The organism is Pontibacillus halophilus JSM 076056 = DSM 19796 (assembly GCF_000425205.1).
Taxonomy (GTDB): Bacteria; Bacillota; Bacilli; order Bacillales; family BH030062; genus Pontibacillus_A; species Pontibacillus_A halophilus.
Map to the genome: position 1 here is coordinate 101,981 of NZ_AULI01000006.1, position 21,446 is coordinate 123,426.

Below are 21,446 nucleotides of genomic sequence, written 5' to 3' on the forward strand. Positions count from 1 at the left end.
CTTACACCCCTCTCTCCGTTTGTTCTGTCACGTATTCACAAAAGTTCTTTAAGATTTTCATGCCTGTTGGACCACTTTTCTCAGGGTGAAATTGCGTTCCAAATACATGGCCTTTTCCGACGACAGCTGGAACGGTCGTCTCGTAATCCGCACTTGCAATGACAACCTCATCATCTTCTGTTGTTAGATAGTAAGAATGTACAAAATAGACATAGCCGTCTTCTATCCCATTTAATAACACGGAAGATGGATGACGCTGATCGAGGTGATTCCATCCCATATGAGGCACTTTAAACATTTCCCCGCTTGCATTCTCTCCTTCGAACCGTACAATACGCCCCGGTAATAAACCTAATCCAGTTGTACTTGTGTTCTCGTCGCTCTCATCGAAGAGCAATTGCATCCCTAAGCAAATGCCAAGCAAGGGCGTTCCTTGTTCTACCTTTCGTTGCACAAGTTCTTTCAATCCCGTCTCGTTAAGTGCCTTCATTGCATCAGGAAAGGCACCTACACCAGGAAGCACTAACCCATCGCAACGCTCGAGCACTTCTTTCCGATCGGTTACTGTCGCTTCAACATCGAGGCGATCTAGTGCTTTTAAGACGCTGAATAAATTCCCCATTCCATAATCAATAACACCTATCATCTACAAACTTCCCTTCGTCGACATGATTCCTGTGATTCGAGGGTCGATTTGAGTTGCCTCATCAAGCGCGCGAGCTGTCGCTTTGAACATTGCCTCGATTATGTGATGGGTGTTGGACCCATGATGCACGACGATATGAAGGTTCATTCGAGCTTCCAAAGCTAGCTTCCAGAAGAATTCATGAACGTTTTCTGTGTCAAAGGTGCCGACTTTCTGAGCAGGCAAGTCTGCTTTAAATTCAAGGTGTGGGCGGTCACTTAAATCTATAGCAACGGTCACAAGCGTTTCATCCATTGGCAATGTGAAGGAACCATACCGTTTAATACCCGCTTTATCGCCAATCGCCTCCGAAAGCGCTTGGCCGAGTACAATACCGATATCTTCTGTTAAATGGTGATCATCGACTTCAACATCCCCGCGACCTTTCACATTCAGATCAAAGAAGCCATGCTTCTTAAATAAATCGAGCATATGAGCTAGAAATGGCACTTCCACGTCTATTTCACCTTTCCCCGTACCATCGATTGCTAAAGAAAGGTCGATTGATGTCTCTCCAGTTGTCCTAGATTTCTCACTAACTCTATTTTCACCCATTATGCATCGTTCTCCTTCCGTGTCTCTACTGCTCGAGCGTGCCCCTCTAAACCTTCAAGTCTCGCAAAGCGGGCAATCTTCTCGTAATTCTCATTATAAGCGGCTTGACTATAAGCAATCACACTCGATTTCTTAACAAAGTCATCTACGTTCAATGGACTTGAGAACCGTGCTGTTCCGCTCGTTGGCAACACATGATTGGGACCTGCAAAATAGTCACCAATTGGTTCTGAACTATATCGACCAAGGAAGATGGCACCCGCATGTTTTACTTTCCCTAACCACTCAAACGGATTCTCTGTTAGAACTTCTAAGTGCTCAGGAGCGAGCTCATTCACGACATCTATTCCTTCAGTCAATGTGTTGCAAAGAACAATACCACCATACTCCTCAATGCTTTTTCGCGCGATTGCTGCTCGTGGTAATATGGCAAGCTGTGATTCGACTTGTTCTTTAACCGCTTGAGCCAATAACTCTGAATCCGTGACGAGTACACTCGAAGAACGCGCATCATGCTCCGCTTGAGATAGTAGATCAGCAGCGACCTCATCCGCATTTGCAGAACGGTCGGCGAACACGACAATTTCACTAGGACCCGCAATCATGTCAATATCAACGCGTCCATACACATGTTGCTTCGCTAAGGCGACGTACACATTTCCAGGACCTGTAATCTTATGCACGCGAGGAATCGTTTCCGTACCGTACGCTAGCGCTGCAACCGCCTGTGCACCACCAACCTTATACACTTCCGTAACGCCTGCAAGTTGTGCTGCAACAAGAACTCCAGCAGGGATGACCCCTTCAGAGGATGGAGGAGTTACAATTGCGATTCGTTCCACTCCTGCAACGACAGCAGGGATGACGTTCATAAATACAGAAGATGGGTAAGCTGCAGTTCCACCAGGTACATACACACCTACCGCCTCGAGAGGGGTAACCTTCTGACCGAGTATAGTTCCATTTTCTTGAGTATCCATCCAAGAGGTTCGGGTTTGTTTCTCGTGAAAGGCACGAATATTCTCAGCCGCTTCTTTAAGGATGCTGACTTCTTCTTGATCTAACTGTTGCCAAGCCACTTGGAACTCTTCATCTGTTACCAGAAGCTGATTTAATCGAGCACCATCTAATTGTTCGGTGTAAGAGAAGAGAGCCTTGTCCCCTTGCTCCTTCACATCGTTAATTATGGTTTGAACGGTTTCCCTTTGTGCTTCTGTCCCGCTGTCCACATTTCGAATCAAGGACCCTAATTCATTTGAAGATAATAGTTGCACGTTTATCACCTCTTACACTTGTTTACTTAAGCGTTGTATTAGTGGATCTATCGTTTGACTCTTCATTCGATAACTAACCGGATTCACGATAAAGCGTGAAGTAATATCTACAATCTTCTCATATTCAACCAACCCATTTTCTTTAAGTGTTGCACCAGAAGATACGATATCCACAATGCGGTCGGTTAGACCAATGAGTGGGGCAAGTTCAATTGAACCGTTTAACGGGACGATTTCGATTTGCTCACCTTGTTCTCTGAAATATTCAGAAGCCACCCTCGGATACTTCGTCGCAATCTTAGGAGCGATTTTACTTAACGGTTTATCCGGTAAGCCTGCTACGGCTAGGTAGCATGGACTAATCTTTAAATCAAGCACCTCATAGACATCACGATTCTGCTCCAATAGCACGTCCTTACCTGCTATCCCGCAATCTGCGGCACCATACTCCACATACGTCACGACGTCCATCGGCTTCGCCAACATCACGCGTATCTTATGCTCTTCAAAGTCGAAAATGAGCTTACGAGAATCGTCTAAGTCTGTTATATCATAACCGGCCCCTTTCAATAACTCTGCAGCTTCGTTGTAGATTCTTCCTTTAGGCATCGCAATGGTTAACCAATCACTCATTCTGATTCCCCTCCTCGACGAACATTGATGACTGTTGCATATCGGTTCGTAAATTGCTCGAGGTCATCGACTTCTCGAATATGCTGCAACGTCGCAACTTCCCCTTTACCACGAAGTTGTTGGGCTGTCTCTACAGCTTCACTGAAATATTCATCATCAAATAAAACAATCGTTCCATGTTTTTGACCGTTCTCTTTGTCAAGCGCCTCCACAAGCCGGTCCAGTCGTACGGCGAATCCTGTTGCAGACGCCTCAGATTGGAATGCAGGCAGCAACTGATCATAACGACCTCCGTTGCAAAGCAACGCACCTATACGTGGTGCATATCCCTCAAATAGAATGCCAGTGTAATAGTTCATGTGACTAATAAGATTTAAATCGTAAGAGACATATTCACTGACCCCATACTGTTCAAGCAATTCATCAAGCTTTATTAATTCGTCAATTGTAGATTTAGAAGATTCATTATTCGTTAGCTCTTTCGCATCCTCTAACCTCGTACGGTTCCCTCTCAAGGAAAGCAGTCCTTGCAGTGTTTCTTTATCACGGTCTGCTATTCCTGAATCATTGACCGCTTGCTGGAAGCCTACATAGTTCTTCTGATATAAATAACGGAGAAATACGTCTCCATCTTCCTCGTTCTCAAATATTTCATTTAATAACCCTTTGACGAAGCCAATGTGACCTATCGTTAGCTGAAATTCCTCAAGTCCTGCCGCTTTCAGAGCCTCAATCTGTAGAGAAATGACTTCTGCATCTGCATAGACAGAATCTTCTCCGATATATTCAATTCCAACCTGGTCAAACTGAGCTGGCTTTCCACCCTCAATTTGTTGAGCACGAAATACAGGTCCAGAGTAAGCTAAGCGAATTGGATATCCATTCTCCTTTAGCTGTGAAGCGGCCACTCTTGCAATCGGTGCAGTTAAATCTGGACGAAGGACAAGCGTATGGCCTTGCTGGTCTAACAATTTAAACAGCTGGGTTTCATCAATTGCACTCGCTTCCCCAACCGTATCTAAGTATTCTAGCATTGGCGTATCAAGGAATTGGTACCCCCAAGTCGTCATAGTTTCCGTTAAAGCTTGCTCAGACTTTTGCTTCTGCTCATAGAAAAAAGGAAGCGTATCCCTCATTCCAAGCGGTTTCTCAAACGTTAAACGATTTCCCATTCGTGCATCTCCCTTCCCACATCACTGGTGCAGTAATTGTCCGAATCCTTTAGTTCGCTAATATGTTAACATGCTAACATGATGAAGATACCTCGTCAATTCAAAACCATTCACTATGTGCAAATGCAACTGGGATCCGCCTACATAGATATAAAAACCCCCTTGCTGATTTGAACCAGCAAGGGGGTTTTAGTACTGTTTTCTTACCCGATATAAAGCATCTAATACAGAAAGGAACAGCAGCAGTTCGTCCTCCATTCGCCCATTGATGTATCGGTCAATCAAATACCCACTATATCGTTCGAAAGGCCGTGGGTTTTCGAGTGGAATGCCGTCTCTTTTAAGTTTTAGCGCTGTAATTCCATCGGGCGTGTCAACTGATATGTAGTCAAGGTCTCCACCACTATTAGCCTGCCAGCGTAAATCATTACCCTTATATAGTAAAAGCTGAAACTCTTTTTTCTTTTCTTGGAGAATCTCAAACACTTTCTGGTCTTCATCATTATAGATAACGAAATTGGCTTTGAAGCCTTGTTTCTTATAGATGGTATAGTGAGCACCTGTCTGGTCTTGTATAAATTCATACGTCACAGGCCACCAATTGCCTCCATTACCACCTTGAGTCATGGAGGCAATTAATGAAGATGCCACCTCATTCTTAACAGATAGCGGTCGGCACCAATAGGTAAAGTAAGCACGTTCATGTAAATTATATAATCGAGTATGACCAGCTTCATTCTTTAGATACATTCGAGCTGGCCATTCGTCTCCATCCGCTACCATAAACGATTGCTTAGGTAGAGATGACGGAGAGGCTTTATAAATTTCATAAAGAACCACGGTAAGTTTCAATCCACCTATGATCCATAATAGCATGGCTGGATATTGGACCTGCCCCCAATTAAACCATGGGAGTAAGGCCCCCAAGGCGACAATGCCCCCCACCATCACAATCACACTTCCAGATACGAGTTTACGCTTTCGATCTATGCTTTCGATCTCATCCATTTTAGCCAAACTCAACCCCTCCTGCCTACTATACGACAGAAGGCTGGAAATCGTTTCATGTTTATTTCCATCCCCAACCATCTGGGAGGAGCAAATATAGATTGAGAACGATCAAGAGAAAGGTAATCAACCTCTCAGCTGTAGAACCTGTCTTGAACGTCACGAAGAATTTATAATACGTCTTACTAAAGGGGTAAAATAACGGAATACCCCTCTTCGTAATATAATCCCCTAGTAAATGAGAAAGCACCCCGACGAAGAAACCGAGTAAGTAGAGCCAATACACCTCGAAGTACCAATACATAAATAAGCCATACCCACCTACAAGTGCAAGAAATAATAACGAGTGAGTAAACTTCCGATGCCCTTTAAAGACAAACAATAAGGGAAACAGAAGAATGGCATAGAAGCGATATTCTCCTACAAGTTGGATCATGCCTTCAGGATAGAATACCCACATTAAATAAGCGACAATCAAGAGCAAGAATCCAACGTTCCAGAATAACCTCCCAAGCTTTGATGTTGGCGTATCTATGTCAGGAAATAATGAGCCTACTAAGACAACCACTATGAAAATAAAGGTGGTTAAGAATGAATCCGGCGTATAGTCGATGAGCTGGAAACCCGTTATGGTTGCAATCCCTGCAGTTAAGCCTAGTACTTGATGACTTGTTGCTTCCATTTCCATCACGACCTTTATGTAAGATAGCCTCATTATCTCACAAAACGTTTCCAATCGCATGCATGAAAGAGAACGTTTGTTTCCACATTTAACGAGAACGAATAGAACGATTTCGGTAGGATTGAATTCATCTATGCTTGTTATGGGCAGTAACCAAAAACTTTTGGGAGTGAAGATAGATTCATCTCTTCTTTAGAAAGTACATCGTTTCCCTTCAATCAGGTCCTAACATTCTTACGTCTCTAATTTATAAATAAGCGTACTTGTTTAAGGTGCAAAAAAACATGATGGTCTGTTCTAGTTTCCATAGTAGGTCTGACTAGGGGATGGCGAGACTCCCACGGGATAATGAGCCTAGGGGAGACCCCGGAAAGCGCGAGTAGCGATTGAGGAGGCTTCCCAGCTCCCCGTAGGAAAGCGAGTCGTCCCCTAGTCAGACCTAGTACCACATAAATACAGACCATGCTCAACCCACACTTACTTTGTCCACAACACAGACCAATCAAAAAAACTCCGCCAAACTGAATGTCCGACGGAGTTTATACTTAGCTTTATTGATTAAGAAGCTTCAGATTGAGATACACCTTTCTTAGCGTCGATTGGTGTGACAGCTTCTTCAAGCAATACGTCCAGCTGATGCGTGTACGTTTCTTGTTGCTCTTCAGTCCAGTTAAGCACTTCACTCATATAACGAATGACACTCTCTTTGTGAAGGTGTACCCAGTGGATATCGAAGAACAGTGCTGCAGAGCGACGCACGAAGAAATCGACAGGCTTATACGTAAGCTCTTCCTCTAAAGCGTACGTAACCATAGCGAAGACTACCGGATCAATATCATGTTTCTTCGCTTCTTCTTTACGGTTCTCGTAACGATTATACACATGATCCACGTTGCCACCGTAAAGTTGGATGAGGCGTCTTGCTTGGTCTTCACCCATGCCTAGCCCTTTTCCTTCTTCAACCTTACGTTCCATGAAGCGCTTAAAGCCTTTCGAACCACCTACATCTCCACCAGAGATTGGCATGTTTTTCGTTTGTGACTTGCCATACGTTTTGCCATTCTCAGATGACAATTCGCTCGTCACTTGGTTTATAACGCTCTCAGCCATTTTTCTGTAGCCAGTTAACTTACCGCCAGCGATTGAAATAAGACCGGAATCAGAGGTGAAAATCTCATCCTTACGAGAGATCTCAGAAGGGTCTTTCCCTTGTTCATAAATTAACGGACGAAGCCCTGACCAGCTTGATTCTACATCTTCTTTAGTAATGTTTAAGCCCGGGAACATGTAATCGATTGATTTCAACACGTAATCCCTGTCATCTGTTGTCATCGTTGGATGGGAGATATCGCCTTCATACACAGTATCCGTTGTTCCTACATACGTCTTGCCATCACGCGGGATTGCGAATACCATACGGCCATCTGGCGTATCAAAGTATACAGCCTGACGTAGTGGGAATGTCTGCTGGTCGAATACAAGGTGAATTCCCTTCGTTAAACGCAGCTGTTTCCCTTTCTTGGAACCGTCCATATCACGTAGCGTATCGACCCATGGGCCGCCGGCGTTTACAATTTTCTGCGCATAAAGAAGGTGGTGCTCACCAGAGATCTGGTCTTCCACTTTCACACCTACTACTTTCCCTTGTTCATAGATGAAATCTACAACTTTCGCATAGTTCAACGCATGTGCTCCGTTCTCCACTGCTTTCTTCATTACGTCTAATGTTAGACGAGCATCATCCGTACGATATTCTACGTAATAGCCGCCGCCTTTAAGTCCCTCTTGCTTCACAAGTGGTTCACGATCAATTGTTTCCTCTGGACTTAACATTTTTCTGCGTTCTGATTTCTTAACGCCAGCTAAATAGTCGTATACACGCAAGCCAATGTTCGTACTAAATGGGCCGAAGTTTCCGCCCTTATGGAAAGGAAGCAACATCCATTCTGGAGTTGTCACGTGTGGACCATTTTCATATACGATTTCACGTTCTTTCCCTACTTCTGCTACCATCTTCACTTCAAATTGTTTCAGATAACGAAGTCCGCCGTGCACGAGCTTCGTAGAGCGGCTTGACGTCCCCGCCGCAAAGTCCTGCATTTCAATAACCCCTGTATTTAAACCTCTTGTTACACCATCAAGCGTAATTCCAGCGCCTGTGATGCCTCCCCCAATAACGAGTACATCTAGGGTAGAGGCTTTCATGTTTTGATATACTTTAGAACGATCGAAGCTAGAAAAAGTTTTTGTCATGATTCTCTCTCCTTTTTTGTTCGGTTTCTAACGCTGTCCACTTTCCTATACCCAACATTGAACAGGATTATCCACGTTTCGGCGCATAAAAAAAGAGACCACAAACGCTCCTAAGATATTACACTTAGGACGCTGTGGTCTCTCCGTTACTCCAAACCGAACTTATTAACTTACCTTTACTATACCATACCGTGATACAAAAAGATACGGTTATGCATTATTTAAAAGCCCGAGTTGCTTGGACCGCTTTACGCCATCCGTTGTAAAGCTCTTCACGCTCGGAATCTTCTCGTTCTGGTTTGAACGTTTTGTCTTTCTCCCACAAGTTCTTAATATCTTCTTTGCTGTCCCAATATCCAACAGCAATACCCGCTAAGAATGCAGCTCCGAGTGCGGTAGTTTCATTAATAACAGGGCGGTCTACTTCTACCCCTAGCATGTCACTTTGGAACTGCATAAGGAAATCATTCTTAACAACGCCGCCGTCAACACGAAGGGTCTTCAGTTGAATTCCAGAATCATTTACCATTGCATCGACTACGTCACGAGTTTGATAGGCTAAGGACTCAAGTGTGGCACGTACGAAATGTTCTTTCGATGTCCCTCTAGTTATACCAAATACAGCTCCACGCGCATCGCTATCCCAGTAAGGAGTACCGAGACCAACAAATGCGGGCACGACATAGACACCATCTGTCGTATCTACTTTCTTAGCATATTGCTCTGTATCTTGGGGATTATCAATCATACGCATCCCGTCGCGCAACCATTGAATGGCTGAACCCGCCACAAAGATACTCCCTTCTAATGTATATTCAACCTTCCCGTCTAACCCCCACGCAATGGATGTTAACAGGCCATGCTCAGAAGGAATTGGCTTCTCTCCTGTATTCATGAGCATGAAGCAACCCGTTCCGTATGTGTTCTTTGCCATGCCTTCTTCGAAACAAGCTTGACCGAATAACGCTGCGTGTTGGTCGCCTGCCACTCCAGCAATTGGAATTTCCTTGCCAAAGAAGTGATAGTCAATAGTGTGTGCATAGACTTCTGAAGATGGGCGAACATCTGGAAGCATCGATTTCGGTACATTTAGAATATCGAGTAACTCCTCATCCCACTTCAAGTCATAAATGTTGTACATGAGTGTACGAGATGCGTTTGAGTAATCGGTTACATGAGCTTTGCCACCGGAAAGCTTGTAAATCAGCCACGTATCAATTGTTCCAAATAACAGATCACCATTCTCCGCTTTCTCACGTGCACCTTCAACGTTATCAAGAATCCATTTCACTTTCGTTCCAGCAAAGTATGGATCTAGAAGCAAGCCCGTTTTATTTCTGAATGTATCCTGATACCCTTGTTCACGTAAGTCATTACAAATATCATTCGTTTGACGAGACTGCCATACAATCGCTTTGTAGATCGGACGGCCTGTATGCTTGTCCCAAACAACTGTAGTCTCCCGTTGATTGGTAATCCCGATTCCTGCAATTTGTTCGGCATCCACCTCAGACTTATTCAACACATCGGCAATACACGAAAGGATAGATGTCCAAATTTCACTCGCATCGTGTTCAACCCAGCCCGGCTTAGGAAAATACTGCTGGAACTCCTTCTGAGCTGACTCGACTACTTCCCCTTTTTGATTAAATAGAATGGCACGGGAACTTGTTGTTCCTTGGTCTAAAGATAAAATGTATTGTTGTGTCATATCGTTTCTCCTCCCCATTGATACAAATCCTTTTTGTCTACTTCCCATCTTTATGCTTCTTTAAGCTCTCGATTTGCTGCTGTAAATAATATTGCTAATACGACTCCAGATAAAGCCCAAAACATAAAGGTCACGTTGCCACGGAAAAATGCTTGGTAGAATAAGCCTCCGTAAACGCCTCCAATAATAGGGCCTAACAGCGGAATCCATGCATATCCCCAATCTGACGCCCCTTTACCAGGAATCGGTAGTAAGAAGTGGGCTAACCTTGGACCTAAGTCCCGTGCAGGGTTAATCGCATAGCCCGTTGTTCCGCCTAACGAGATTCCAATTGCAGTGATGAGCAATCCTACAATCAACGGGTTCATCCCTTGTGAAATCTCCGTTGCTCCAATAAACAGCAAGCCCATCACAAGAACAAAGGTTGCAATAATCTCACTAACTAAGTTGGATATAGGACTGCGAATGGCTGGGTCGGTCGAGAATACGGACAGCTTCGCCATAGGATCATCCGTCGCTTTCCAGTGTGGTAAGTAATGAAAGAACACGATGACCGCTCCGAGAAATGCACCGATGAATTGCGCAGTGATATAAGTAGGGACTTTACTCCAAGGGAAATCTCCTACAACTGCGAAACCTAGTGTAACGGCAGGGTTGATATGGGCACCTGTGAATTTACCTACAGCGTAAACCCCCATAGCAACTCCCAATCCCCATCCAATACTAACGAGAATCCAATCAGACCCTTCTGATTTGGTCTTCTTCAAAGCAACTCCTCCGACAACTCCTCCACCAAGGATGATGAGAATCATCGTTCCAATGAGTTCCCCCAAAAATTCTGGCATTCTTCTCCCCTCCTTTTGTTCCAAAAAAGAAAGAACTACACGACTCTACCCGCTTAGTCGAGTATGTATTCGTGTAGTTCTCCATATCTGTACTACATTGTGTTAACTTGTCATTAAAAATATTAATACGATTTGAAAACGGTGTCAATTTTTTTATTTTATTAATAATTCCAAAGCTCTCGGTCAGATGATGTAATCGCTACAGCCCCAGCATCTAAGGCGCGTGTGACATCTGCTTCTGTACGGAGTAACCCTCCAGCAATCAACGGGATGTCTAAACGATCTTTCAGCTCTTCAATCATATGAGGGATTATGCCTGGTAGCACTTCAACATAATCCGGTTGCGATTTCTCTATTAGACGTACATTGTGATTAATGGCATTTGAATCGAGTAGGAACAAACGCTGAACCGCTACAATGTTATGTTTTTTAGCTGTCGTAATGACGCTTGTACGAGTAGAAATCACCCCGTATGGCTTAATTTCTTGGCAGATGAACTCAGTCGCATATTCATCATTCTTTAATCCTTGTACAAGGTCCACATGGATAATTACTTTCTTGTTCGCCCTCTTCGCATAACGTACAACGTTCTTTAATTGTGATACCCGAACTTCTAATAAGATGATATATTCACACTCAAATTCAAGCAGCTTCTCAAAGTCTTTAAGTGATTTAGCTGCTGGTAACACTCCTGATAACCCCATCTTAAATCCCTCCAAAAAAACAGGACAATTACACATTGTCCTGTAGAAATTCATCCTCTTCCGTTCTTTGTTCCATTTGCTCTTTCGTATAGATCATTTTCATGGGATTGCCTCCTACGAAACATCCTGCTGGAACATCTTTATGTACAAGGGTACCTGCAGATACAATGGCTCGATCACCAATAGTAACGCCAGGAAGGATTGTAGTATTCGCGCCAACTAATACTTCATCTCCAATCCTTACATCCCCTAGTCGATATTCTTTAATCATATACTCATGAGCTAAGATGGTCGTATTATATCCAATCACACTATTTCGACCAACAGTTATTTTCTCAGGAAACATAATATCGAGCATGACCATAAGAGCGAATGCTGTATGTTCGCCAACTTCCATTCGTAATAGCCTACGGTACAACCAATTCTTCACCGGAAGAAAAGGCATGTACCTCCCCAATTGGATGACGATAAAGTTCTTAGCGACTTTCCAGAAGGGGACGGTTTTATAGATTTGCCATAGGGAATTGGCCTCTTCCACCCGATAACGGACGGTTTTCCTCATGCCATCACTCCGTTACAACTTTAAGAATATCACTCATATGTTCAAGCATGTAATCTGGATTCAAGTCTTCAAGCGTCTTTCTTCCTTTAACGGTCCAAGCCACACCTGCAGTTTTCGTTCCTGCATTTTGTCCAGCTTCAATATCGTGTGTATTGTCACCGACCATGATGGTTTCAGCAGGAGTCGCACCCAGTTCAATCATGGCTTTCATAATTGGCTCAGGATGAGGTTTAGCATGGGTAACGTCATCTAAGGTAACCACCACCTCGAATAACCCTTCTAACTTCGTTAAAGAAAGTCCCATATCAACCGTATCACGGAGTTTGGTCGTCACGATCCCTAGACGATATCCTTTCTCCTTGAGCGTCGTGATGGCTTCCACCACTCCGTCATAGGCTTTCACATAATCATCATGGTTCTTCTGATTATGCGTTCGATACGTGTTCATCATTTCATCTACGTCTTCATCTGGATTCATCGTCTTTAAACTTTCTGTTAATGGAGGTCCGATAAATTTAAGAACATCTTCACGTTTGTACTGTCCAGGTGCATACGTATTTGCTGTATGCAAGAATGAAGCAATAATTAATTCGTTTGTATCAATTAACGTTCCATCTAAATCAAAGAGTAGGGTATGAATGGTCATAAGATGCATCCTTTCGTTTTGTGAAAAATCTGTTCCATATGAACCCAACAATTGCGGTCAGTACAATTGCAGTCGTTAGTCGAATGACTAGCAACGGCCATATAGGGATCCCTAACGGTATGAAGATGAGTGTGTCTTCCACAACCGCATGGCACGATACAAGGAAAATTAGTGACAAGTACATATCTTTCCTCGAAACCCCATCTTCCTTCACCGCATCCATCATAAGACCAGCACCGTAGGCAAGTCCAATCGTCAGACCAGCTACAAGGGTCGTTGAGGCATTTCGTTCAACACCGAGCACTTTCGTAAATGGAGCCAACCATCGAGAAAAGCGTTCTAACCAATGTTTCTCCTTAAGCCATTGCATGACCACCATTAGCGGGATCACAATGAGAGCAAGTTGAATAATACTCATACTTGCATTCTTGATTCCTAGCCAAAGAATACCAAGATAGGTCTCAGGATCCGCACCCTGTTGCTGAACGAGTCCATACTGGGCCATTTCTTGTCCACCAGGCCATAGTACATGAATTAGTATGGCTGAAATAAAGGCAAGTGATAAGCGAATACCTGAAATTAGCCACCAGCTCACTCCAACTCGAGAGGCTACAGATGATTCAATCAGCAAATTATGTGAGAACGAGAGCATCACAGCTAAGATAAACACTTCCTTCACCGTGAAGTCAAAGGAAACAATAGCTCCAATTCCAGCATACAAATTCAAAAAATTCCCCAATACAAGCGGAATGGCTGCTTCCCCTGGCAAGCCAATCCACTTCATAATTGGAGAAATTGCATTCATGATATAAGGTAAAATCGGCGTGAACCGTAGAATCGTTACGATTAATGTTACTGGAAAGATGATTTTACCAAGTGACCACGTAAGCAGTAACCCCTTCTGCAAACCACGTTTTATAATTCCTCCCACATGTTCCACCCCTACTTTTTCTTCGACTTCTTCTTCCCTTTCGCCTTTTTCTTAGGCTCTACATAATCGTAAGATACTAGGTCTGGGTTCTGTCTACGACGGAAAATCATTAAGAGCACCGCTCCAACGACTAAGGCAACAGATATAGCTTGAGCCATTCGAATCACTTCAAATACGTATAAGCTATCTGTTCTCATGCCCTCAATAAAGAATCGCCCGATGGAATAGGCAATAACATACGTTAAGAATATCTCTCCACGTTTCGGGTTCACTCTTCTCAAGTACAACAGGAGGGCTAATACAAGGAAATTCCATACCGACTCATACAAGAACGTGGGGTGATAGAGCGTTCCATCAATCACCATTTGATTAACGATGAAATCCGGAAAGTACTGCATCACATTCTCATAGAAAGATTCTGACACAGGACCACCGTGTGCCTCTTGGTTCATAAAGTTGCCCCAACGTCCTACAGCTTGTCCAAGAATAATACTTGGTGCTGCAATATCTGCAAGTTTCCAGAAGCTCACCTTTCGAACTCTAGCGAAGACGAGTGCGGTCAACACCGAACCTATGAGAGCGCCATGGATGGCGATCCCACCTTCCCAAACTGCAATCATTTCTATGAAGGAAGCATCTTTAAATCGGTTCCACTCAAATATAACGTAATAGATCCTCGCACTTAAGATTGCAATTGGAATAGCAAAGACGAGTAAATCCACAAAAATGTCTTTAGGCAACCCTAGACGTTGCGATTCTTTCGTTGCCATCCAGAGACCGATAAATAGCCCCGTTGCGATGATGACCCCATACCAGTAAATCGTAAAAGGGCCAAGGTCAAGAAAGACCCGGCTTAACGGCTCTGGATTTCCTAGTTCACTCATTCCGTAAAGCCTCCTTTTTCATGATTGCCTCTGCCACTTTGGTCAATCATATTTGTTAACCGGTCTGAGAATTCTTCAGCTGCATTAATGCCCATTTGTTTCAGACGGAAGTTCATAGCAGCTACTTCAATAATAACTGCCAAGTTTCGACCTGGACGTACCGGCACAGTGGCTTTCGGTACTTCTACGTCCATGATTCGCATGGTTTCTTCCTCAAGACCTAGACGGTCGTATTGCTTCTGTTGGTCCCATAATTCTAAATTGATAATCATGGAGATCTTCTTATAACTACGAACCGCACCAGCACCAAACAACGTCATTACATTAATAATGCCGAGTCCTCGAATCTCCAAGAGATGCTCAATTAACGGAGGTGAGCTACCAATGAGCTTATCATAGTCTTCTTGACGGATTTCGACACTGTCGTCCGCAACAAGACGATGACCCCTCTTCACTAATTCAAGCGCAGTCTCACTCTTACCGACACCGCTCTGCCCCGTAATCATCACCCCAACACCGTAAACGTCAACAAGGACACCATGAATGGCTGTAAATGGGGCAAATTTAGTTTCTAAGTAATTCGTTAAACGACTAATGACACGTGTCGTCTTGTTTGGTGAACGCATAATAGGCACACCCGCTTCATTGGCAGCCTCAATTAGCATGACTGGTACTTCCATCCCTCGTGTAATGACAATCCCAGGTGTAATGTCTGTACATAGCTTCTCCACACGGTCCGCCTTCTCACTATCTGACAATTCGTTAAAGAATGAGAGTTCGGTTTTCCCAAGTAGCTGTAAGCGTTCAGCTGGATAGTATTTAAAATACCCGGCCATTTCCATGCCTGGTCGGGAGATGTCACTCGTCGTAATTTCACGATGAACGCCATCTTCTCCCGCAACAATTTCGAGATTAAATCGATCTAGTAAGTCCTGAGTTCGAACCTTTGTCATATGTAAGCCTCCCTGACCAAATCCATATTCACTTTCCCTATTGTAGCACTTTTTAATGCGAACTGTTTATGGAACCTTCTGAATTTATGACAAAGAAAACACCAGCAGCCTTATGCTACTGGTGTGACTTATAACTCCTTCACCAATTGATTGAGTACTAAATTCAGCAAGGAAATAATAATAGCAGCTATGATCGCAGTCCCAAATCCGTCAATGACGAAGGATTCACCGATTAGCGATTGAGTAATCATCAGCGTAATTGCATTAATCACAAATAAGAACAACCCAAGGCTAATGACTGTAATGGGTAACGTCAAGATAACGAGAAAGGGCTTTACGATGACATTTAATATGGAAAGGATAAAGCTTGCCAACAGAGCTGCAGTGAATCCTTTCAGTTGAAACGAATCGAACAGCTGGGCAACTGCTATAAGTGCAACCGCGTTAACGATAATGGATAAGAGCCAATTCTTCATTCCTCCATCTCACTCCCTTTCGGCATGATAAACATGGCAACGACGTATAACAGGAGTAACGGAAATACTTGTGTTAGTAAACAAACCGCTACGAAAATGAGTCGCACAAGCGTTGCACTTATTGAAAAATACTGAGCCACGCCACCTAATACGCCTGAAACCATTCTATCTCGCTTAGAACGCTTTAATTCTTTCATGATTCATCCCTCCTATTTCTCATTCATGACTACAATTGAACCAGACTTCGATGAAGCCTCCAGATGAAGCGGGGGAGTTGTGCCTCCCTTAGTCGAAAAGACAAACTCTTTCTTTAGAGTCTCTTTCGTATCCCTTACAACATCAAATTCAGGAAGTTTACACGATACAGTTCCAATCGCCGACCTTAAGGTACCCTCAATTGATAAAGAGTCTGGAACCTTAACCTCAACACTTCCAGCCGTTGTTTGTAGAAATGCTGTTTCGGCGTGAGGATTTTGATTCTGGTATGCAATATTTCCGTTAACGGTTTGGACATCAGCTTTATTAAACTCACCATTAACATGGACACTTCCGTTTATGGTTGAGATATCTAGAGATTGACTTGCGCCTTCTGAAACGATCACTTGTCCGTTAGACGTCTCCAAATCCCATTCCTTGCCCTCCAGTTGATGAAACTCAATTTTGCCATTAGCTGTTTTAGCTTGAATTCTTTCACTTCTTAGCGAATGAAGCTTGATACGGCCATTGAACGTTCGAACGACCAGTTCATCATACATCCGTTGAGGAACATACATTTTCACTGTCGCCTTCAGCCGTTTAGAAGGTATCCGAACAGTAAGGTTTCTATCACGAGTAGACACCCGCGCTTCCTTCAGGAAGTATTCTCTAGCTTCCTCTTGGGATTCTTGTTTATACACCTGTGCCTGACACTCTATCCGAACTTCTTCCTCTTCCCATGCCACTACGTCCAAGCGCCCATTCCCAACTTCTACTTCTATGCGATGAACATCAACGTTTTCGTATTGGAAGATATGATTGACTTTGTAATGACTCCCGAAGTTTAAATCCAGGTCAATCTTCTTTAATTTATCAGCCGTTTCGCCTATGAATCGGAAAATACGATCCTTTTTCGACCCTTTTTGAGTTGCCTCTTTTCTCTGGTTCTCTTTCTCACGAAATGATACATCCGTCGTCAACGCAGTGGTAGATGATTGAGTGGACGACTGTTCTAGCTCTTCAAGCATCGAATAGGCCGTATCTACATCAATGTCGCCTCTTTCGAGCAACGTTAGAATATGCAAACGCTCTTCTTTCATAATTTCACTCCTCTATAGGCTCATTTCTACTATGTACGGCAAGGTGTGGGGTTAAGTTCCCATATCTATATAAAAAGAGGCGTATAGATTTCTATACGCCTAAATTCTACGATTATTTATCAAACGTCCACTTGTAGAATTCTTCATTCAATAAGTGCTTCGTTCCCTCTGCATTTAGTTCACGAAGTTCTGGGCTCTTACGGAATTGATTGAGCATTCCTTCTGCTTGAGAGCGGTGTGCTTCAATTGCTTCTAATTTACGATCAAAGTAATCTTCTACGTTAATTGTAATTTCAGGACGACCAAGCTTCTCGTAGCGGTCGTGTGTAATGGCCTTAGCCCACACTTCCGGACGACTTTCTTCATCCATCCGCTTTACAGCTTCGATGGCTGCTGCCCCCATAGCATCGTGGTCTGGGTGTACAGCATGGCCAGGATAGAACGTGATGACGTGTGAAGGTTTAATGTTATCCAAGTATGATTTCAAATGTTCCGCAACTTCACCAAGGTCTTCAAACTCAAGCGTCTTGTCATGATAGCCTAACATCTCTAGGTTCACATCCAACACTTTACAAGCATCAACTAACTCTTTCTTACGAATTTGTGGTAGGGTTTCGCGGTTTGCGAAGAATGGGCTGCCCATATTGCGTCCCATTTGTCCTAACGTTCCGCACAAATAAGTCACAGGTGTGCCTTCTTCTCTAAATTTAATGATTGTACCAGATGCACCAAACGCTTCATCGTCTGGGTGCGGCAAGATCACTACAACGTGTTGTTCCATCTATGTTTCACTCCTTCGCCTTATTGACCAAATGGGGTCTCGCTTATTTCTAAAGCGACCATTAAACGTCCTTCTACATCGTGACCCGCCATGAGTAGCCGGTTTTGGTCATCAATTTCAAAGTCGGTTAATCCTTCGGCATACACCCAACCGTGTTGAGCCTTCAATCCTACGCGGAAAGAGTGCTCCCCCACTATTTTAGCCTGACTATATTGAATCGGTGCATTACGAATAAATGCTCCTACATTATAAGCATTTTTATCAAAGTGGCTTGCGTAAGCGCCATTTGTTGTTTCTAAGTGGACATAGACTTCTTTATTTAGAAATTGGTCTAACGCCTGTTGCACTTGTTCCTTTTGTATTGATTCCATAGAGATGACTCCTCTCAAGAACTAAAATATCTCCAAACCTACCATACCCAATGGCGTAATGGTTCGTCAAAGAATCTACTTCACAATTATCTTACATAAATTTAGCTAACCCACCTTTGTGAGCTAGCTAAATAAATGGTTCGCATCAACGTGACACTTTTTCCTTCTGGTGCAATCGCTCTTCCATCCGCTTACGATCTCGTTCTAGCACTGGCCCTAAATAGTGACCTGTGTAGGATTGTTTCTGTTCTGCAATCTCTTCTGGAGTACCAGTCGCGATAATTTCGCCACCTTTCTCCCCACCTTCAGGACCAAGGTCAATAATATGATCAGCCGCTTTGATAATGTCGAGGTTGTGTTCAATGATAAGAACCGTATCCCCATTCTTCACTAATCGCTGCAACACTTTCAATAAGCGCGAGATATCGTCCACATGCAACCCTGTTGTGGGTTCATCCAAGATATAGAGTGACTTTCCTGTGGAACGACGATGAAGCTCACTTGCCAACTTAACACGCTGAGCCTCTCCTCCAGATAACGTCGTAGCTGGTTGGCCTAAGCGGATGTAGCCTAGTCCTACATCAAAGACGGTTGAAAGCTTCCGTTTAATTTTTGGAATGTTTTCGAAGAACTCATACGCCTCTTCAATTGTCATTTCCAACACGTCAGCAATACTCTTGTTCTTATATTTCACTTCTAACGTCTCACGGTTGTATCGCTTGCCATCGCATATCTCACATGGAACATACACATCTGGGAGGAAGTGCATCTCAATCTTAATAATACCGTCTCCTCGACACGCTTCACAACGACCACCCTTGACGTTAAAGCTGAAGCGTCCCTTCTTGTACCCGCGAATCTTCGCTTCATTGGTCTGAGCAAATACGTCTCTGATGTCGTCGAAGACACCTGTATAGGTCGCAGGATTGGAACGTGGTGTTCTACCGATTGGAGACTGGTCAATGTTAATCACTTTCTCAAGATGCTCCATGCCTTTAATTTCTTTATGCTTACCAGGTTTCACCTTGCTTCGATGAAGGTTCTGAGATAAAGACTTCAAGAGAATTTCGTTCACTAGCGTACTCTTACCAGACCCAGATACGCCCGTCACTGTCGTCATCATCCCAAGTGGCAACGTCGCGTTTACACCCTTCAAGTTGTTCTCTTCTGCCCCAACAATTTCAATCGAACGGTCGTCTTTCACTCTACGCTCAGCTGGAAGGGGAATGAATTTCTCTCCGGATAAATACTGACCAGTTAAGGATTCTTCATCCTTCATCACTTGTTGAGGAGTGCCTTGAGAAACGATATTTCCTCCATGAGAACCAGCACCTGGACCAATGTCAATTAGATGGTCAGCAGCTAGCATCGTATCCTCATCATGCTCAACGACAATAAGCGTATTGCCTAAATCACGCATATTCTTCAATGTGTTAATCAGTCGATCGTTGTCTCGCTGGTGTAGACCGATGGATGGTTCATCAAGCACATACAAGACACCTGTAAGCGCGGCTCCGATTTGAGTAGCGAGACGAATTCGTTGCGCCTCTCCACCTGACAACGTTCCAGCAGAACGTGACATCGTTAAATACTCTAATCCGACATTCATTAAGAACTCGAGTCGGTCGCATATTTCCTTTAGAATCATGCGAGCGATTTGCTCTTCCTTTTCAGTTAGCTCAACAGATTCAAAGAACGTGATGGCGTCCTTAATGGAATAATCCACAACATGACCAATATGATACCCATTAATGAGCACAGCCAAGGACTCTTCCTTCAATCGATACCCTTCACATTTCGGGCAAGAGCGTTGGGACATATACTTTTCCATTTGTTCACGAATATAATCAGAAGATGTCTCACGGTAACGACGTGCAACATTCGGAACGACGCCTTCAAAGAAGATTTCATTCTCACGAACTTTGCCGAAGTCATTCTCATAGCGGAAGAATACTTTCTCATCTCCGCTACCATAGAGAATAATATCGAGCTGGTTCTTAGGAATATCACGGATTGGAATATCCATATCAATGCCGTAATGGTTACAGACACTTTGGAGCATTTGTGGGTAGTACTGTGAACTAGCAGGTTCCCAAGGTGCTAAGGCATGTTGCTTTAGCGACAAACTCCAATCTGGGATGACAAGGTCCACATCCACTTCCAGTTGCGTTCCAAGTCCATCACAGCGTTCGCAAGCTCCGTATGGACTGTTAAATGAGAACATCCGAGGTTCCAACTCACCAATGGAAAATCCACAGATCGGACATGCATGATCCTCATTAAAGTACAATTCCTCTCCATCAATTACATCCGCAATGGCTTGTCCTTCACCAAGTCGTAAAGCCGTTTCAAGTGAATCGGTAATACGTCCTGTGATTCCTTCTTTAACAGCAATACGGTCAATGACGACTTCAATAGAGTGCTTCTTGTTCTTATTTAGTTCAAACTCCTCGGTAACTTCCCTCATCTCTCCATCTACACGAAGACGAACATATCCTTCTTTCTTTAAGCGTTCAAACACTTTCGCATGTGTACCTTTACGTCCAGATACAATTGGTGCAAGGACTTGAATCTTTGTCCGTTTAGGAAACTCCAACAAGCGGTCGACCATCTGCTGAACAGTTTGTGATGAAATTTCAATTCCGTGATTTGGACAAGTTGGTCGTCCAACACGAGCATATAGAAGACGAAGGTAATCGTATATTTCCGTTACGGTACCAACCGTTGAACGAGGGTTCTTGCTTGTTGTCTTTTGGTCAATTGAGATGGCCGGTGATAAGCCTTCAATGCTATCCACATCAGGCTTATCCATCTGCCCTAAGAACTGTCGAGCATAGGCAGATAGTGATTCTACATACCGGCGCTGCCCTTCCGCGTAGATGGTATCAAAGGCAAGGGAGGATTTCCCTGAACCTGACAAACCAGTCATCACGATTAAGCTATTTTTTGGGAGGTCAACGTCAACACTTTTTAGGTTGTGGGCTCTTGCGCCTCTTACGCTGATCGATTTTTGTTCCATAGACTC

Annotated in this window: 22 protein-coding genes; all 22 read right to left on the minus strand. The window is 43.7% G+C overall.

The features are described from left to right. Window position 1: 1 nt before the first annotated feature. The 22 genes from hisH to uvrA all read right to left on the minus strand — a co-directional run bounded on the left by hisH (window position 2) and on the right by uvrA (window position 21,440). Entirely contained in the window at window positions 2–646 is a 645-nt protein-coding gene (gene hisH, locus H513_RS0106300) for an imidazole glycerol phosphate synthase subunit HisH (protein WP_026799984.1), read from the minus strand. After that, complete coding sequence (gene hisB, locus H513_RS0106305; protein ID WP_026799985.1) at window positions 647–1,240, minus strand: imidazoleglycerol-phosphate dehydratase HisB; 594 nt, start codon at window positions 1,238–1,240, stop codon at window positions 647–649. It lies immediately after the preceding gene. Beyond that, a complete protein-coding gene (gene hisD, locus H513_RS0106310) occupies window positions 1,240–2,514 on the minus strand; it encodes a histidinol dehydrogenase (RefSeq protein ID WP_026799986.1) in 1,275 nt (424 codons plus the stop codon). The genes hisB and hisD overlap by 1 nt, the downstream gene beginning before the upstream one ends. A gap of 12 nt (window positions 2,515–2,526) precedes the next feature. Further along, window positions 2,527–3,147 carry an ATP phosphoribosyltransferase gene (gene hisG, locus H513_RS0106315; RefSeq protein WP_026799987.1) on the minus strand — a complete coding sequence of 207 codons (621 nt, stop codon included), beginning with the start codon at window positions 3,145–3,147 and terminating at the stop codon, window positions 2,527–2,529. Then, window positions 3,144–4,319, minus strand: a complete 1,176-nt coding sequence (locus H513_RS0106320) for an ATP phosphoribosyltransferase regulatory subunit (protein WP_026799988.1) — start codon at window positions 4,317–4,319, stop codon at window positions 3,144–3,146. Before H513_RS0106320 ends, hisG begins: the two co-directional genes overlap by 4 nt. 189 nt (window positions 4,320–4,508) lie before the next feature. Next, window positions 4,509–5,336, minus strand: coding sequence for a hypothetical protein (locus tag H513_RS0106325; protein ID WP_026799989.1), 828 nt, complete (start codon window positions 5,334–5,336; stop codon window positions 4,509–4,511). 52 nt (window positions 5,337–5,388) lie between these two features. After that, window positions 5,389–6,009: a metal-dependent hydrolase gene (locus tag H513_RS0106330; protein WP_026799990.1), complete on the minus strand. Its 621-nt coding sequence runs from the start codon at window positions 6,007–6,009 to the stop codon at window positions 5,389–5,391. 558 nt (window positions 6,010–6,567) lie between these two features. Further along, the gene (locus H513_RS0106335) at window positions 6,568–8,262 is read right to left on the minus strand and encodes a glycerol-3-phosphate dehydrogenase/oxidase (RefSeq protein WP_026799991.1); all 1,695 of its coding nucleotides are present in this window, start codon (window positions 8,260–8,262) and stop codon (window positions 6,568–6,570) included. Window positions 8,263–8,479: 217 nt separating this feature from the next. Beyond that, window positions 8,480–9,973, minus strand: a complete 1,494-nt coding sequence (glpK, locus tag H513_RS0106340; protein WP_026799992.1) for a glycerol kinase GlpK — start codon at window positions 9,971–9,973, stop codon at window positions 8,480–8,482. 50 nt (window positions 9,974–10,023) lie between these two features. Then, window positions 10,024–10,818 (minus strand): MIP/aquaporin family protein, encoded by a 795-nt coding sequence (locus H513_RS0106345; protein WP_026799993.1) that lies wholly within the window; start codon window positions 10,816–10,818, stop codon window positions 10,024–10,026. Window positions 10,819–10,979: 161 nt separating this feature from the next. After that, window positions 10,980–11,522: a glycerol-3-phosphate responsive antiterminator gene (locus H513_RS0106350; RefSeq protein ID WP_026799994.1), complete on the minus strand. Its 543-nt coding sequence runs from the start codon at window positions 11,520–11,522 to the stop codon at window positions 10,980–10,982. A gap of 28 nt (window positions 11,523–11,550) precedes the next feature. Continuing rightward, on the minus strand, window positions 11,551–12,084 hold the full coding sequence (locus tag H513_RS0106355; protein ID WP_026799995.1) for an acyltransferase: 534 nt from the start codon (window positions 12,082–12,084) through the stop codon (window positions 11,551–11,553). Between the two features lie 4 nt (window positions 12,085–12,088). After that, entirely contained in the window at window positions 12,089–12,730 is a 642-nt protein-coding gene (gene ppaX, locus H513_RS0106360; protein WP_026799996.1) for a pyrophosphatase PpaX, read from the minus strand. Continuing rightward, complete coding sequence (locus H513_RS0106365) at window positions 12,705–13,661, minus strand: nucleoside recognition domain-containing protein (RefSeq protein ID WP_026799997.1); 957 nt, start codon at window positions 13,659–13,661, stop codon at window positions 12,705–12,707. The genes ppaX and H513_RS0106365 overlap by 26 nt, the downstream gene beginning before the upstream one ends. 11 nt (window positions 13,662–13,672) lie before the next feature. After that, the gene (gene lgt / locus H513_RS0106370; protein ID WP_026799998.1) at window positions 13,673–14,545 is read right to left on the minus strand and encodes a prolipoprotein diacylglyceryl transferase; all 873 of its coding nucleotides are present in this window, start codon (window positions 14,543–14,545) and stop codon (window positions 13,673–13,675) included. Continuing rightward, window positions 14,542–15,498 (minus strand): HPr(Ser) kinase/phosphatase, encoded by a 957-nt coding sequence (gene hprK / locus H513_RS0106375; protein WP_026799999.1) that lies wholly within the window; start codon window positions 15,496–15,498, stop codon window positions 14,542–14,544. The genes lgt and hprK overlap by 4 nt, the downstream gene beginning before the upstream one ends. 128 nt (window positions 15,499–15,626) lie before the next feature. Then, the gene (locus H513_RS0106380; RefSeq protein WP_026800000.1) at window positions 15,627–15,974 is read right to left on the minus strand and encodes a phage holin family protein; all 348 of its coding nucleotides are present in this window, start codon (window positions 15,972–15,974) and stop codon (window positions 15,627–15,629) included. Beyond that, the gene (locus H513_RS0106385; RefSeq protein WP_026800001.1) at window positions 15,971–16,171 is read right to left on the minus strand and encodes a PspC domain-containing protein; all 201 of its coding nucleotides are present in this window, start codon (window positions 16,169–16,171) and stop codon (window positions 15,971–15,973) included. The genes H513_RS0106380 and H513_RS0106385 overlap by 4 nt, the downstream gene beginning before the upstream one ends. 12 nt (window positions 16,172–16,183) lie before the next feature. Next, window positions 16,184–17,269: a DUF4097 family beta strand repeat-containing protein gene (locus H513_RS0106390; RefSeq protein ID WP_026800002.1), complete on the minus strand. Its 1,086-nt coding sequence runs from the start codon at window positions 17,267–17,269 to the stop codon at window positions 16,184–16,186. 112 nt (window positions 17,270–17,381) lie between these two features. After that, complete coding sequence (gene bshB2, locus H513_RS0106395; RefSeq protein ID WP_026800003.1) at window positions 17,382–18,050, minus strand: bacillithiol biosynthesis deacetylase BshB2; 669 nt, start codon at window positions 18,048–18,050, stop codon at window positions 17,382–17,384. A 20-nt stretch (window positions 18,051–18,070) separates the two neighbouring features. Continuing rightward, window positions 18,071–18,421 carry a YojF family protein gene (locus H513_RS0106400; RefSeq protein ID WP_026800004.1) on the minus strand — a complete coding sequence of 117 codons (351 nt, stop codon included), beginning with the start codon at window positions 18,419–18,421 and terminating at the stop codon, window positions 18,071–18,073. A gap of 145 nt (window positions 18,422–18,566) precedes the next feature. Then, window positions 18,567–21,440: an excinuclease ABC subunit UvrA gene (gene uvrA / locus H513_RS0106405; protein ID WP_026800005.1), complete on the minus strand. Its 2,874-nt coding sequence runs from the start codon at window positions 21,438–21,440 to the stop codon at window positions 18,567–18,569. Window positions 21,441–21,446: the final 6 nt, after the last annotated feature.